Here is an 11,925-nt window from a genome sequence, read left to right on the forward strand (position 1 = left end):
TGGGATCGCGGCAGGCGACGTGTCCGCGGCCCAGGCACGGCGGCGCAGTCGGAGTGGCGTCAGGACCGGGTGTGTGGCCGCTGGGTGGGGGTGTCCCGCAGTGCGAACACCCCCACCAGCAGCTCAGGCCATCTGGTGGCGGACGATCGTCTGCTCGCGGCCGGGGCCGACGCCGATCGCGGAGACGCGGGCGCCCGCGAGCTCCTCGATCCGCTCGACGTAGGCCTTGGCGTTGGCCGGCAGCTCGTCCCAGGTGCGGCAGGCGCTGATGTCCTCGAACCAGCCCGGCAGCTCCTCGTAGACCGGCACGGCGTGGTGCACGTCGGTCTGGGTCATCGGCATGTCGTCGACGCGCTCGCCGTCGACCTCGTAGGCCACGCAGACCGGGACCTTCTCCAGGCCGGAGAGCACGTCGAGCTTGGTCAGGAAGTAGTCGGTGATGCCGTTGACGCGGCTGGCGTAGCGGGCGATCACCGCGTCGAACCAGCCGGTGCGGCGCAGGCGCTTGGTGGTCACGCCGACCTCGCCGCCGACCTTGCGCAGCCGCTCGCCCATGTCGTCTTCCAGCTCGGTCGGGAACGGGCCGGAGCCGACGCGGGTCGTGTAGGCCTTGAGAATGCCGATCACCGTGGTGATCCGGGTCGGGCCGATGCCCGAGCCCGCGCTGGCGCCGCCGGAGGTCGGGCTCGACGAGGTGACGAACGGGTAGGTGCCGTGGTCGACGTCGAGCAGGGTGCCCTGCGAGCCCTCCAGCAGGACGGTCTCGCCCGCCTCGAGCGCCTTGTTGAGCAGCAGGCGGGTGTCGGCGATGCGGTGCTTGAACCGCTCCGCGGCGCCGAGCACCTCGTCGACGACCTGCTCGGGGTCGAGCGCCTTGCGGTTGTAGATCTTGACCAGCATCTGGTTCTTCATGTCCAGCGCGGCCTCGACCTTCTGCCGCAGGATCTTCTCGTCCAGGACGTCCTGCACGCGCACGCCGACGCGGGCGACCTTGTCCTGGTAGGCCGGGCCGATGCCACGACCGGTGGTGCCGATCTTGGCCTTGCCCAGGTAGCGCTCGGTGACCTTATCGATCGCCACGTGGTAAGGCATGATCAAGTGCGCGTCGGCCGAGATCAGCAGGCGCGAGGTGTCCACGTCGCGGTCCTCCAGGCCCGCGAGCTCCTTGAGCAGGACGCCGGGGTCCACGACGACACCGTTGCCGATGACGTTGGTGACACCTGGGGTCAGGATGCCGGAGGGGATCAGGTGCAGCGCGAAGTCCTGCCCGTTGGGCAGCACGACGGTGTGACCCGCGTTGTTCCCGCCCTGGTACCGCACGACCCACTGGACCTGCTCGCCAAGCAGGTCGGTGGCCTTGCCCTTGCCTTCGTCGCCCCACTGGGCGCCGATCAGCACGATAGCCGGCATGTGAAACTCCAGGTGTTGTGCGAATGCCGGTAGCTGAGACTAGACCAGGAGGCCCCCGTGGGTGCACTCGTGCTGGCCTGCGGAAACGCGACGACCACGGCGAGCCCCGGTCCGCTCACCGACAGTGCTCGGGCTGAGCTGCGCGAACTGCCCGCCCGACCTGGTCGCAAAGTGCTCGACCCGGTGCTCTCGGAGTTCACCGGCGACCGCCTGGTGGTGCGCGGGGACGACGCGGACCTGGCCGCCGTCGTGCTGCGGCTGATGGTCAAGGACCGGCTGGCGGTGACCGTGGGTTACCTGCCGACCGAGCCGCGCGTGTCCAGGGTCGCACGGTTGTGGGGTCTGCCACTGGACCGCCCGGACCGGCTGGCCGAGGTCGCCGCGGGCGGGTCGGGGCGGGCGGTGCCGCTGGTGCGCGACGACGCGGGCGGCGTGCTGCTCGGCCACGGCGTCGTGCACCGGCCGCGCGGGCTGGCGTTCTGCGACGACGCGACGGCGCTGCACGGGGCGGCGGGCCGGATCGAGGTCGCCCCGGACACCGCGGGCGGCGCGGGGTTGGTCGCGCGGGTGGTGTGGGGGCTGTTCGGGCGCAAGTCCCGGGAGTTCCGCGGGCGGGCGTTCCAGCTCGGCTGCTCGGCGACGACGGTCGAGCGGGACGGGGTCGCGGTCGAGGGCGCGACGAAGTGGACCTGGTACCGGCACACCGAGGACCTGCGGCTCGCCCTGCCCTGATCGCCCGGCGCAGTCTCGTTGACCGTTTGCGCACCGCCCCTGTTCTCCGTTGTCCGCTGACCGTTTGCTGGTCCGCGTCACCAACGCGAGGAGGCGCGGTGAAGCGGATGACATGGGCCGTCGGCCTGGCGACCGCGATCGGGGTCGTCACCGCCCCGGTCAGCCGGGCGGCGGCCACCGACACGATCTCCAGCGACCGGGCCACGGTGCGCGAGTACCCGGGGCGGCTGGTGCTGGCCAACGCCGCCAAGGGCGACCGGGTCGACGTGACCGGGTACTGCGGGAGCTGGGCGCGCGTCCGCGTCACGTCGAACTCGCACGAGATGGCCACCCCGGTGGGCTGGGTGCTGCGGGAGAACGTCACGTCCGGCAGCGTCTCCGGGGTCCCGGAGAGGTGTGGGACCGACGGCGACCGCTGGCGCGCCTGGGTCGGCGCGATCAACGCCCCGTTCCACTCGCTGCGCGAGGTCACCGTGGGCGGGTCGACCGGCTGGCGGCGGATCGTCTTCGGCACCGGCGTGACCCTGACCGCGAGCGCGGAGTGCACGCCGTCGCTGAACTACACGCGCCGCAGCGGCGGCCCCGACGTCGTCGACCCGGCGCAGCGGGTGGACCTGGACCTGAGCGCGGTGTCGTACCGGTACGTGACCGACGACGGGTCGGTCGCCCTGGTCAGCGCGCCGCGCGCGGGCGGCGGCACCTACGGGGTCTGGTCGTTCGTGCCGTCGTCGTGCGTGCGGCCCAAGGGCGCCCGCCAGCAGGTGTACTTCGACGAGCCGGCGGTGCGGTTGACCGACATCAGCGGCCTGTCGACCGGCACCAGCTACTCCGACGCCACGATCCGCTCGCGCGGCTGCTCCGCGGCGCTGATCAGCCCGTCGCGGCCGAGGTTCGGCTACTGGCCGGACCCGGAGCCGGGCAACCGCCCGAGCTGCCCGGTCTAGTGAGCAGAGCAGTTAACCCGGAGTTTCTACATTCAGTTGTCAGAGTGTCACCCACAGGTATGACGATCTCCACCTGGCACCGCCAAGGTCAATCTCGTCCTTGCAGTCCTCCTGACCCCTGCACTGGAGGAAGAATGTCGAAGTTCCGGGCAGCACTGCTCACCCTGCTGTTAGCCGCCGGGCTCCTGGTCGGCGTCGCGGGCACCGCGGCCGCGACGCCGCCGGGCATCCCCAGCGAGGCCACCGCCCGCGCCCAGCTCGCCGGTCTCGCCGTCGGCGCGGCCGGGTCGATGACCGGGTACTCGCGGGAGAAGTTCCCGCACTGGGTCACCATCTCCGGTGCGTGCAACACCCGCGAGACCGTGCTCAAGCGCGACGGCTCCAGCGTCGTCACGAACTCGTCGTGCGCGGCGACCTCGGGCCGCTGGTACAGCCCGTACGACGGCGCGACCTGGTCGGCGGCGTCCGACGTCGACATCGACCACGTCATCCCGCTGGCCAACGCGTGGCGCTCCGGCGCGTCGTCGTGGAGCACGGCCAAGCGCCAGCAGCTCGCCAACGACCTGTCCGCCCCGCAGCTCATCGCGGTCACCGACAACGTCAACCAGGCCAAGGGCGACAAGGGCCCGGAGTCGTGGAAGCCGTCGCGGACCGCGTACTGGTGCACCTACGCGAAGATGTGGACCTCGGTGAAGTCCAAGTACACGCTGCGGGTCACCTCGGCGGAGAAGTCGGCGCTGCTGACGATGCTCGACCGCTGCTGAGCACCGGGGGCCGGGCGGCTTCGGCCGTTCGGCCCCCTACCAAAGTTCCGATTCTCTCCGTGGCCGTCATCCGTCGTCCGCGTGTCACCCGAAAGTATTGCCACCGTCAGTTGGCTGGGTCAGTGTCGTGAGTAGTTCACGACTCACCCCACCAGGAGGTGGCATGTTTTCGTCGGGGAAACTGCGCACTGCCGGTCTCACCCTGCTGCTGACCGCCGGGACGCTCGTCGGCACCGCGGGCGCCGCGTCCGCCGAGCCGCCGGGCATCCCCGGCCCGGCCGCCGCCACCGCGGCCCTGGCCGGGCTGACCGTCGCCGCCGAGGGTTCGATGGACGGCTACGACCGCGAGGAGTTCCCGCACTGGTCCACCGTCTCCGGCACCTGCAACACGCGCGAAGAGGTCCTCAAGCGCGACGGCGACGGCGTGGAGACCGGCGCGGACTGCGCGGCCACCTCCGGTTCCTGGTACAGCCCCTACGACGGGGACACCTGGACCGCCACCGGCGACGTGGACATCGACCACATGGTCCCGCTGGCCGCGGCCTGGCGCTCCGGCGCGGCGGACTGGACCGAGACCCGGCGCGAGGCGTTCGCCAACGACCTGTCGGGCCCCCAGTTGTGGGCGGTGACCGACAACGTCAACCAGTCCAAGAGCGACCAGACCCCGGACGAGTGGAAGCCGCCGCTGGAGTCGTCCTGGTGCACCTACGCCAGCGCCTACGTCCAGGTGAAGGCCGACTACGCCCTGACGGTCGACGAGGCCGAGAAGACCGCGCTGTCGGACATGCTCGCCACCTGCTGACGCGAAAGGGCCCGGCTCACCGCCGGGCCCTCCGCTCCTGTCCTACAGCCCGAGCGCGGCGGGCGCCGCCGGGTCGGAGTCAGCGAGGAACGACGAGCAGCGGTCCCACTCCTCGGTCTCCCCGATCTCCCGCGCGGCCTTCGCCAGCACCGCCAGCGCCCGCAGGAACCCCTGGTTGGGCCGGTGCGACCACGGGACCGGCCCGTGCCCCTTCCACCCCGCCCGCCGCAACTGGTCGAGCCCCCGGTGGTACCCGGTCCGCGCGTACGCGTAGGCCGCCACCGTCTGCCCGTCGGCCAGCGCGGCCTCCGCCAGCACCGCCCAGGCCTCGGAGAAGTCCGGCGCCCCGGCGACGACCTCGACCGCGGGCTTGCCGCCGTCCAGCGCCGCCTGCAGGTCAGGACGGTCGGGCAGGTACGTGGGGTCAGGTCCACCGAAGAGGTTCGCAGTCATGCGGCCCATCATGCCGAAGGCCCCCGCGCAGCGCGTGCGCGAGGCGTCGCAGCGGGAATCAGCCAGCGCTTCCAGTCTGGTGATCAGGCGATCACAGTGGGACACTGGGTCGGACAGGGTCGTGTCTGTCGCTGTCTGGAAGCGGACCGCAGCCGTTGGCTCCAAGAGACGGTGAGCGCACGTGTTCCTCGGGATGCAGGCACGCCTACTCCGGCCTGCGAGGAGCACGTGGGTGAACGCTGTCCTTCAGCTTGTTGAGTTGGCGCCCGTCTGGTTGGCGGCACTGGTCGTACTCCTGCGCTGGGCCCCGCGCCCGGTGCTGGTGCTCGTCGCGGGGGTGGTCGCGGTGGTCAGCCGCGACGGTGAGCGCGGTCTGCGGGCCATGGACGTGCTCGACGCCGCGCTCGAGCGGGAGCGCCGGGCGGACTCGGGCGGTCGGGCGCGGCGGCGCGGGCGCTAGGCGGGCCTTCCACGGGCGAAGCCGCCGCCCCGGGGGTTACGGGGGCGGCGGCTTCGCGACGTGGTGCGGGGTGGTCAGCCCGCGATCGTGCGACCAGAGGACTTGAGGTGCTCGCAGGCCTCGGTGATGCGGGCGGCCATGGCCAATTCGGCGGCCTTGAGGTAGCTGCGCGGGTCGTAGGTCTTCTTGTTGCCGACCTCGCCGTCGATCTTGAGGACGCCGTCGTAGTTGGCGAACATGTGGGCGGCGATGGGGCGGGTGAAGGCGTACTGGGTGTCGGTGTCGATGTTCATCTTGATGACGCCGTAGGACACCGCCTCCTGGATCTCCTCCAGGAGCGAGCCGGAGCCGCCGTGGAAGACGAGGTCGAAGGGCTTGGAGCCGGCGTCGAGGCCGAGCTTGTCGGTGACGACGTCCTGGCCCTGCTTGAGGATCTCGGGGCGGAGCTTGACGTTGCCCGGCTTGTACACGCCGTGGACGTTGCCGAAGGTGGCGGCCAGCAGGTAGCGGCCCTTCTCGCCGACGCCCAGGGCGTCGACGGTCTTCAGGAAGTCGTCCGGGGTCGTGTAGAGCTTGTCGTTGATCTCGTTGTCGACGCCGTCCTCCTCGCCGCCGACGACGCCGACCTCGATCTCCAGGACGATGCGGGCCTTGGCCGCGAGGTCGAGCAGGTCGGTGGCGATCTCGAGGTTCTCCTCGAGCGGCACCGCGGAGCCGTCCCACATGTGCGACTGGAACAGCGGGTTGGCGCCGGAGTCCACGCGCTCCTGGCTGATCGCGATCAGCGGCCGGACGTAGCCGTCCAGCTTGTCCTTGGGGCAGTGGTCGGTGTGCAGGGCGATGTTCACCGGGTACTTGGCCGCCACCACGTGGGCGTACTCGGCCAGCGCGACCGCGCCGGTCACCATGTCCTTGACCCTGGTGCCGGACGCGAACTCCGCGCCGCCGGTCGAGACCTGGATGATGCCGTCGCTCTCGGCTTCGGCGAAGCCGCGCAGCGCCGCGTTGAGCGTCTCCGACGACGTCACGTTGATGGCGGGGTAAGCGAACTCGCTCGCCTTGGCCCGGTCCAGCATCTGCGCGTAGACCTCGGGTGTGGCGATGGGCATCGGGGGTCCTCCTCGGGTGCGGCTTTCGTCGGATACTACGAGCAGCCCAGCCCCGCGCGCTGCGTCAGACGGAGCACACCGGCGAAGGTGTGATCACCCCTTGAAAGCCGCCCCGAGCCTGCGGTGCGCCGCCATGTCCAGCGACCCGTCGGCCGTGATGACCTGCACCGCCACGTGGTCGGCCCCCGCCGCGAGGTGCTCGTCGACCCGCTTGGCGATCGCGTCCTCGTCGCCCCAGGCCACGAGCGCGTCCACCAACCGGTCACTGCCCTTGACGTCGTCCTCGGAGAAGCCGAGCCTGCGCCAGTTGTCGGTGTAGTGCGGCAACTGGAAGTAGAGCGACAGGCCCGCGCGGGCGGTGGCGCGCGCCTTGTCCGGGTCGGTCTCGAGCACCACGTGCTGCTCCGGCGCGAGCAGCGCGCCGTCGCCGAGGACGCCGCGCGCCCGCGCGGTGTGCTCGGGCGTGACCAGGTAGGGGATGGCACCGCGGGTGCGGGCGGCGGCGAGCTTGAGCGAACGCGGGCCGAGCACCCCGAGCACGATGGAGTCGGTGGGCACGGCGAGCTGGTCGAGGTACTCCACCAGCTTGCTGTAGGGCTTCTCGTACGCCTTGCCAGTCGCCTGCTCGATCGGACCCTTGTGGCTGGTGCCGAGACCGAGCACGAACCGGTCCGGGAAGCGCGTGGAGACGCGGTCGAACGCGGTGGCGATGCCCGCGGGCCCGTCCAGCCAGATGTTGACGATGCTCGTGCCCACCGCCAGCGCGCGGGTCGCCCCGAGCAGCGGCTCGACGACGGACAGGTCACCACCGGGGTTGCCCCCGAGCCACAGCGCGCTGAACCCGAGTTCTTCCAGCTCAGCGGCGTTCTCGGCACCGTCGACCCAAAGCTGGGTGTTGCTCCAGACACCCACACGGCCTAGCTCGGCAGTCATTCGCCCTCCGTTCGAATGGATGGTGAATCCTAGCGCGGGCCATTCAGCGGAAATTCGCCTTGTGCCGAACATCTGGGCGCTGATTCGGATGCTTACCCCCTGGGCCCGGACCGAAACGCGGTGCTGGCGCCTGCCGACGGGGCGGACCTGCCCAGCACGCGTCGAACTGACCGGAAGTGATGGGCGACCACGGAGAAATACCTGTTACTCGCGGTAGCTTACTCCGGGTAAGTCGCGGTACGGTGCGGTCTGGGAACGCACCGTTCGAGGAGGAACCGTGGGCGCGACGAACCTGCTGGCACGCGAGCGCAGCGTGAAGGGCAAGGTCATCCTGATCACCGGAGCCGCTCGGGGCTTCGGCGCCGGGCTGGCCGAGCGCTTCGCCAAGCGGGGCGCGAAAGTCGCGCTGGTCGGGCTGGAGCCGGACGAGATGGCGGCGGTGGCCGCCAAGTGCGGGCCCGACGCCGCGGTCTTCACCGCCGACGTGACCTCCTGGGAGGACCTGGAGGCCGCCACCGCCGGGGTCGTCGAGCGGTTCGGCCGCATCGACATCGTGATCGCCAACGCGGGCATCGCCGCCGCCGGGTTCATCCGCTCGATCGACCCCAAGGCGTTCGAGAAGACGATCGAGGTCGACCTGCTCGGCGTGTGGCGCACCGTCCGGGTGACGCTGCCGCACGTGATCGACAGCAAGGGCTACGTGCTGGTCGTGTCGTCGTTCGCGGCGATCGCGCACGCCCCCGCCATGGGCGCCTACGCCGCGGCCAAGGCCGGGGTCGAGGCGTTCACCAACAGCCTGCGCGCCGAGGTCAAGCACCTGGGCGTCAAGGTCGGCGTCGCGCACCCGTCGTGGATCAAGACCGACCTGGTCAACGGCGCGGACGAGCACCCGGTGTTCGGCCCGCTGCGCCGCTCGATGCCCGGCCCGGTCGGCAAGGCCTACCCGGTGCCGCTGGCGCTCAACGCGCTGGAGAAGGGCGTGCTGCGCCGCGACCGCTCCATCCACGTGCCCGGCTGGGTCGGCCTGCTCAAGCTGGTGCGCTGGTCGGTGCCGCTGATCATCGAGCACGGCGCCCGGTTCACCGGCAACATCGTGGCCAAGGCCGACAAGGCGGCGCTGGAGGACATCGCCAAGCGCGGTGCCGCGGTGTCCTCCGCGCCGGTCGGCGCCGGCGGCGCGGCGGCGATGGCGGGCAACAAGCCCAAGGCCGTCGAGGCGGCGCGCGACTGAGCTAGAACTGTCGGCTCAACCCCCGGGAGGCCCCATGTCGCGCCGCGACCAGATCGTCATGACCACCGACGAGGTCGCCGCGTTCCTCGAGCAGGAGCGGGTGGCGAACGTGGCGAGCATGGGCCCCGGCGGGCGACCGCACCTGGCCCCGCTCTGGTACCTGCCCGAGGGCCCGGTCCTGCGCACGTGGACCTACGGCAGCTCGCAGAAGGTCAAGAACCTCCTGCGGCTGCCGCAGGCCACGGTGCTGGTCGAGGCGGGCGGCTCCTACGAGGAGCTGCGCGGGGTCAGCATGGAGTGCGACGTCGAGGTGGTCGAGGACGGCGAGCGGGTCGCCGCGATCGGCGCCGACCTGATGGTCCGCTACTCCGGCAACCCGGAGGTGGCGGCCTCGGCCTCGCAGTTCGTGCGGGTGCAGGCCGCCAAGCGGGTCGGTCTGGTCTTCACGCCGACGAAGGTCGTGTCCTGGGACCACCGCAAGCTGGGCGGCGGCTACTAGCGGCTCACTAGAGGCTGCTGAGCTTTCCCAGCTTCGGCTCCCACTCCCGCACCTTCTGCTCCGCCACGACCCCACCGGTGGTGTACGGGTCGGCGGCCAGGATCGCGTCCAGCTCGGCGCGGTCGGCGACCTTGGCGACGAACATGCCGCCCAGGTCGTCGGCCCACGGCCCACCGCCGACGACCGTGCCCCGATCGGCGAGCTCGAGCAGGTACTCGCGGTGCGCCGGGCGCGCGGCCCGCAGGGCGTCGCGGTCGGCGGCGTAGGTCGTGTCGACGATGAACCAGGTCATGAGCCCATCCTCGCACCGGAGGTCGGTGCGCCCACCAGCCGGGACGGTAGGGTTCACGCGTGGCAGGGGACGGTGGACGACCTGGTGAGCACCAGCGGTCTGAGGGGCGCGCCGAGCGCAGCGTCGAGCAGACGCTGACACGGCTGCGGGCGATCGACACCAAGACCGCGCCCCCACCGCAACCCGAGGCGCCGCTCACCCTCGAGGACCTCTACCGCACCCACCGGATGCGGCTGATCCGGCTGGCGCTGCTGCTGGTCGACGAGCCCGCGACCGCCGAGGACGTGGTGCAGGAGGCGTTCACCGGCCTGCACCGGCACTGGGGCAACCTGCGCGACGCCGCCGCCGCGGTCGGCTACCTGCGCACCGCCGTGGTCAACGGCTCCCGCAGCGTGCTGCGGCGGCGCAAGACCGCCCGCGAGTACACCCCGCCGCACGCGGTCAACGCCCGCTCGGCGGAGAGCCTGGCGATGCTGACCGCCGAGCACCAGAGCGTGGTCCGGGCGCTGTCGCAGCTCCCGCCGCGCCAACGCGAGGTCCTGGTGCTGCGCTACTACGGCAACCTGACCGAGGCCGAGATCGCCGAGGCCGCGGGCATCTCCAAGGGGACGGTCAAGTCGACCGCCAGCCGCGCCCTGGAAGCCCTGCAGAAGATCATGAACCAGGCGTGAGCTGACCGGCCCTGCTCCCACCGGGGTACATTTGGTCCAGACCATTGCGGTCCAGGCCGAGCGGCTGCCACTGTCGTGGCCTGCCGAGGTGTCCGACAGGGGGCGAGACGATGGCGGGACAGCTCATCACCGGGGGCAGGCTGGTCACCCCGGACGGGGTGCTGGACGACGGGTGGCTGCTGGTCGAGGACGGAGTCATCGCCGCGCTCGGGACCGGCGCCGCGCCGCGCACCGGGGAGGTCGTCGACGCGGCGGGGTCGTGGGTGGTGCCCGGCTTCGTCGACATCCACTGCCACGGCGGCGGCGGGTCCGCGTTCACCGACCCCGACCCGGCCGCCGTCCGCGCCGCCGCCGCCGCGCACGCCGCGCACGGCACCACGACGATGCTGGCCAGCCTGGTCTCCCGCCCGGTCGAGGAGCTGGCCTCGCAGGTCGCCGCGCTGCGCGAGCAGGTCGAGGACGGCGTGGTCGCGGGCATCCACCTGGAGGGCCCGTTCCTGTCCGCCGCCCGCTGCGGCGCGCACGACCCGGCGGTCCTGCGCGCCCCCGACGCCGACGCGGTGGCCACGCTGCTGGCCGCGGGCCGGGGCGCGGTCCGCATGGTCACCCTGGCCCCGGAACTCGGCGGCGCCGCACGGGCGGTGCGCCAACTGGTCGACGCGGGCTCCATCGCCGCGATCGGCCACACCGACGCCACCGAGGCCCAAGTCCGCCCAGCCATCGACGCGGGCGCGACGGTGGCCACGCACCTGTTCAACGGCATGCGCCCCCTGCACCACCGCGAGCCAGGCCCCATCGGCGCCCTCCTGGACGACGACCGGGTCACCATCGAGCTGATCTGCGACCTGGTCCACCTCAGCCCCACGATCGTCCGCCTCGCCTTCGACCACGCGGGCCCCCACCGCACGACCCTCGTCACCGACGCCATAGCCGCCGCGGCGGCGGGCGACGGCACCTACGACCTGGGCGGCCTCACCGTCGAAGTCCACGAAGGCATCCCCACCCTCGCCGACACCGGCGCCCTGGCAGGCAGCAGCCTCACCATGGACAAGGCCTTCCGCAACCTCATCACCGCCTGCGGCACCCCCATCACCAACGCGGTCGAGGCCACCGCCACCAGGCCTGCCGCCCTCCTGGGCCTGACCGACACCACCGGCCGCCTGGCCAAGGGCCTAGCCGCCGACTTGGTCCTCCTGACCCCATCCCTGGAGGTCACCGCAGTCGCCCGCCGAGGAACCTGGCTGACCCCCTAGCCCTTGCCCTTGCCCTTGAAGCAGCGCGCCCACCCACCCCAACGAGCCGCCCAAGCAAGAATCCGCTCTTTAGACTCACCCACGTGCCAGACGAAGACCCAGAACGCCTCCTGGCCGAGGCGCTCCGAGCGCAAGCCACCCGCACCCCGGTCCCCGACAGCGCCATCTCCGGCTACGGCCTGCTCTCCGGCAACGACCTCCCCCTCCCCGAGAACACCCCCACCACCCGCATCCCACGACAAACAACCACCACGACCACCACCTGGGTCCTCGCCCTGGCCCTGCTCCTGGGACTCGCGGCAGGCACGGTCATCGGATTGATCACCCTGCTCTAACCCGGACATTCCAGGCACCATCCGCTCAGGGCGGTCA

Annotated in this window: 15 protein-coding genes; 10 read left to right on the forward strand and 5 right to left on the reverse strand. The window is 71.6% G+C overall.

The window, feature by feature from the left end:
- Positions 1–123: 123 nt before the first annotated feature.
- A complete protein-coding gene (locus GCL84_RS07045) occupies positions 124–1,410 on the reverse strand; it encodes an adenylosuccinate synthase (RefSeq protein ID WP_156754553.1) in 1,287 nt (428 codons plus the stop codon).
- A gap of 57 nt (positions 1,411–1,467) precedes the next feature.
- Between GCL84_RS07045 and GCL84_RS07050 the strand changes: the two genes are divergently transcribed.
- The 4 genes from GCL84_RS07050 (at position 1,468) to GCL84_RS07065 (ending at position 4,652) form a co-directional block, all read left to right on the forward strand.
- Positions 1,468–2,142 carry a hypothetical protein gene (locus tag GCL84_RS07050; RefSeq protein WP_156754554.1) on the forward strand — a complete coding sequence of 225 codons (675 nt, stop codon included), beginning with the start codon at positions 1,468–1,470 and terminating at the stop codon, positions 2,140–2,142.
- A 98-nt stretch (positions 2,143–2,240) separates the two neighbouring features.
- A complete protein-coding gene (locus GCL84_RS07055; protein ID WP_156754555.1) occupies positions 2,241–3,086 on the forward strand; it encodes a hypothetical protein in 846 nt (281 codons plus the stop codon).
- A gap of 134 nt (positions 3,087–3,220) precedes the next feature.
- On the forward strand, positions 3,221–3,850 hold the full coding sequence (locus GCL84_RS07060; protein ID WP_156754556.1) for an HNH endonuclease family protein: 630 nt from the start codon (positions 3,221–3,223) through the stop codon (positions 3,848–3,850).
- 163 nt (positions 3,851–4,013) lie between these two features.
- Complete coding sequence (locus GCL84_RS07065; protein WP_156754557.1) at positions 4,014–4,652, forward strand: HNH endonuclease family protein; 639 nt, start codon at positions 4,014–4,016, stop codon at positions 4,650–4,652.
- A 42-nt stretch (positions 4,653–4,694) separates the two neighbouring features.
- On the opposite strand, the gene GCL84_RS07070 is transcribed toward GCL84_RS07065, so the two are convergent.
- Positions 4,695–5,105, reverse strand: coding sequence for a DUF3151 domain-containing protein (locus tag GCL84_RS07070; protein WP_156754558.1), 411 nt, complete (start codon positions 5,103–5,105; stop codon positions 4,695–4,697).
- Positions 5,106–5,337: 232 nt separating this feature from the next.
- Here GCL84_RS07070 and GCL84_RS07075 point away from each other — a divergent pair, with 232 nt between their 5' ends.
- Entirely contained in the window at positions 5,338–5,565 is a 228-nt protein-coding gene (locus tag GCL84_RS07075) for a hypothetical protein (protein ID WP_156754559.1), read from the forward strand.
- Positions 5,566–5,639: 74 nt separating this feature from the next.
- Here GCL84_RS07075 and fbaA read toward each other — a convergent pair whose 3' ends face one another.
- Both fbaA and GCL84_RS07085 read right to left on the reverse strand, forming a co-directional pair.
- Entirely contained in the window at positions 5,640–6,674 is a 1,035-nt protein-coding gene (gene fbaA / locus GCL84_RS07080; RefSeq protein ID WP_156754560.1) for a class II fructose-bisphosphate aldolase, read from the reverse strand.
- 93 nt (positions 6,675–6,767) lie between these two features.
- Entirely contained in the window at positions 6,768–7,607 is an 840-nt protein-coding gene (locus tag GCL84_RS07085) for an LLM class F420-dependent oxidoreductase (RefSeq protein WP_156754561.1), read from the reverse strand.
- 277 nt (positions 7,608–7,884) lie between these two features.
- Between GCL84_RS07085 and GCL84_RS07090 the strand changes: the two genes are divergently transcribed.
- Both GCL84_RS07090 and GCL84_RS07095 read left to right on the forward strand, forming a co-directional pair.
- Positions 7,885–8,838 carry a short-chain dehydrogenase/reductase gene (locus GCL84_RS07090; RefSeq protein ID WP_156754562.1) on the forward strand — a complete coding sequence of 318 codons (954 nt, stop codon included), beginning with the start codon at positions 7,885–7,887 and terminating at the stop codon, positions 8,836–8,838.
- Positions 8,839–8,872: 34 nt separating this feature from the next.
- Entirely contained in the window at positions 8,873–9,337 is a 465-nt protein-coding gene (locus GCL84_RS07095) for a pyridoxamine 5'-phosphate oxidase family protein (RefSeq protein ID WP_156754563.1), read from the forward strand.
- A 7-nt stretch (positions 9,338–9,344) separates the two neighbouring features.
- On the opposite strand, the gene GCL84_RS07100 is transcribed toward GCL84_RS07095, so the two are convergent.
- On the reverse strand, positions 9,345–9,629 hold the full coding sequence (locus GCL84_RS07100) for a YciI family protein (RefSeq protein ID WP_156754564.1): 285 nt from the start codon (positions 9,627–9,629) through the stop codon (positions 9,345–9,347).
- 59 nt (positions 9,630–9,688) lie between these two features.
- Between GCL84_RS07100 and GCL84_RS07105 the strand changes: the two genes are divergently transcribed.
- The 3 genes from GCL84_RS07105 (at position 9,689) to GCL84_RS07115 (ending at position 11,888) form a co-directional block, all read left to right on the forward strand.
- A complete protein-coding gene (locus tag GCL84_RS07105) occupies positions 9,689–10,300 on the forward strand; it encodes an RNA polymerase sigma factor (protein ID WP_156754565.1) in 612 nt (203 codons plus the stop codon).
- A gap of 110 nt (positions 10,301–10,410) precedes the next feature.
- Positions 10,411–11,553, forward strand: a complete 1,143-nt coding sequence (gene nagA / locus GCL84_RS07110) for an N-acetylglucosamine-6-phosphate deacetylase (protein ID WP_156754566.1) — start codon at positions 10,411–10,413, stop codon at positions 11,551–11,553.
- 83 nt (positions 11,554–11,636) lie between these two features.
- Positions 11,637–11,888 carry a hypothetical protein gene (locus tag GCL84_RS07115; protein WP_156754567.1) on the forward strand — a complete coding sequence of 84 codons (252 nt, stop codon included), beginning with the start codon at positions 11,637–11,639 and terminating at the stop codon, positions 11,886–11,888.
- Positions 11,889–11,925 lie beyond the last annotated feature (37 nt).

Origin of the sequence: Actinokineospora pegani (genome assembly GCF_009745975.1) — a bacterium.
GTDB classification, from domain to species: domain Bacteria; phylum Actinomycetota; class Actinomycetes; order Mycobacteriales; family Pseudonocardiaceae; genus Actinokineospora; species Actinokineospora pegani.

Coding starts and splice junctions, on each gene's coding strand:
- GCL84_RS07045 (WP_156754553.1), bottom strand. CDS start 1,410: ATGCCGGCTATCGTGCTGATCGGCGCCCAGTGGGGCGACGAAGGCAAG.
- GCL84_RS07060 (WP_156754556.1), top strand. CDS start 3,221: ATGTCGAAGTTCCGGGCAGCACTGCTCACCCTGCTGTTAGCCGCCGGG.
- GCL84_RS07065 (WP_156754557.1), top strand. CDS start 4,014: ATGTTTTCGTCGGGGAAACTGCGCACTGCCGGTCTCACCCTGCTGCTG.
- GCL84_RS07070 (WP_156754558.1), bottom strand. CDS start 5,105: ATGACTGCGAACCTCTTCGGTGGACCTGACCCCACGTACCTGCCCGAC.
- fbaA (WP_156754560.1), bottom strand. CDS start 6,674: ATGCCCATCGCCACACCCGAGGTCTACGCGCAGATGCTGGACCGGGCC.
- GCL84_RS07085 (WP_156754561.1), bottom strand. CDS start 7,607: ATGACTGCCGAGCTAGGCCGTGTGGGTGTCTGGAGCAACACCCAGCTT.
- GCL84_RS07095 (WP_156754563.1), top strand. CDS start 8,873: ATGTCGCGCCGCGACCAGATCGTCATGACCACCGACGAGGTCGCCGCG.
- GCL84_RS07100 (WP_156754564.1), bottom strand. CDS start 9,629: ATGACCTGGTTCATCGTCGACACGACCTACGCCGCCGACCGCGACGCC.
- nagA (WP_156754566.1), top strand. CDS start 10,411: ATGGCGGGACAGCTCATCACCGGGGGCAGGCTGGTCACCCCGGACGGG.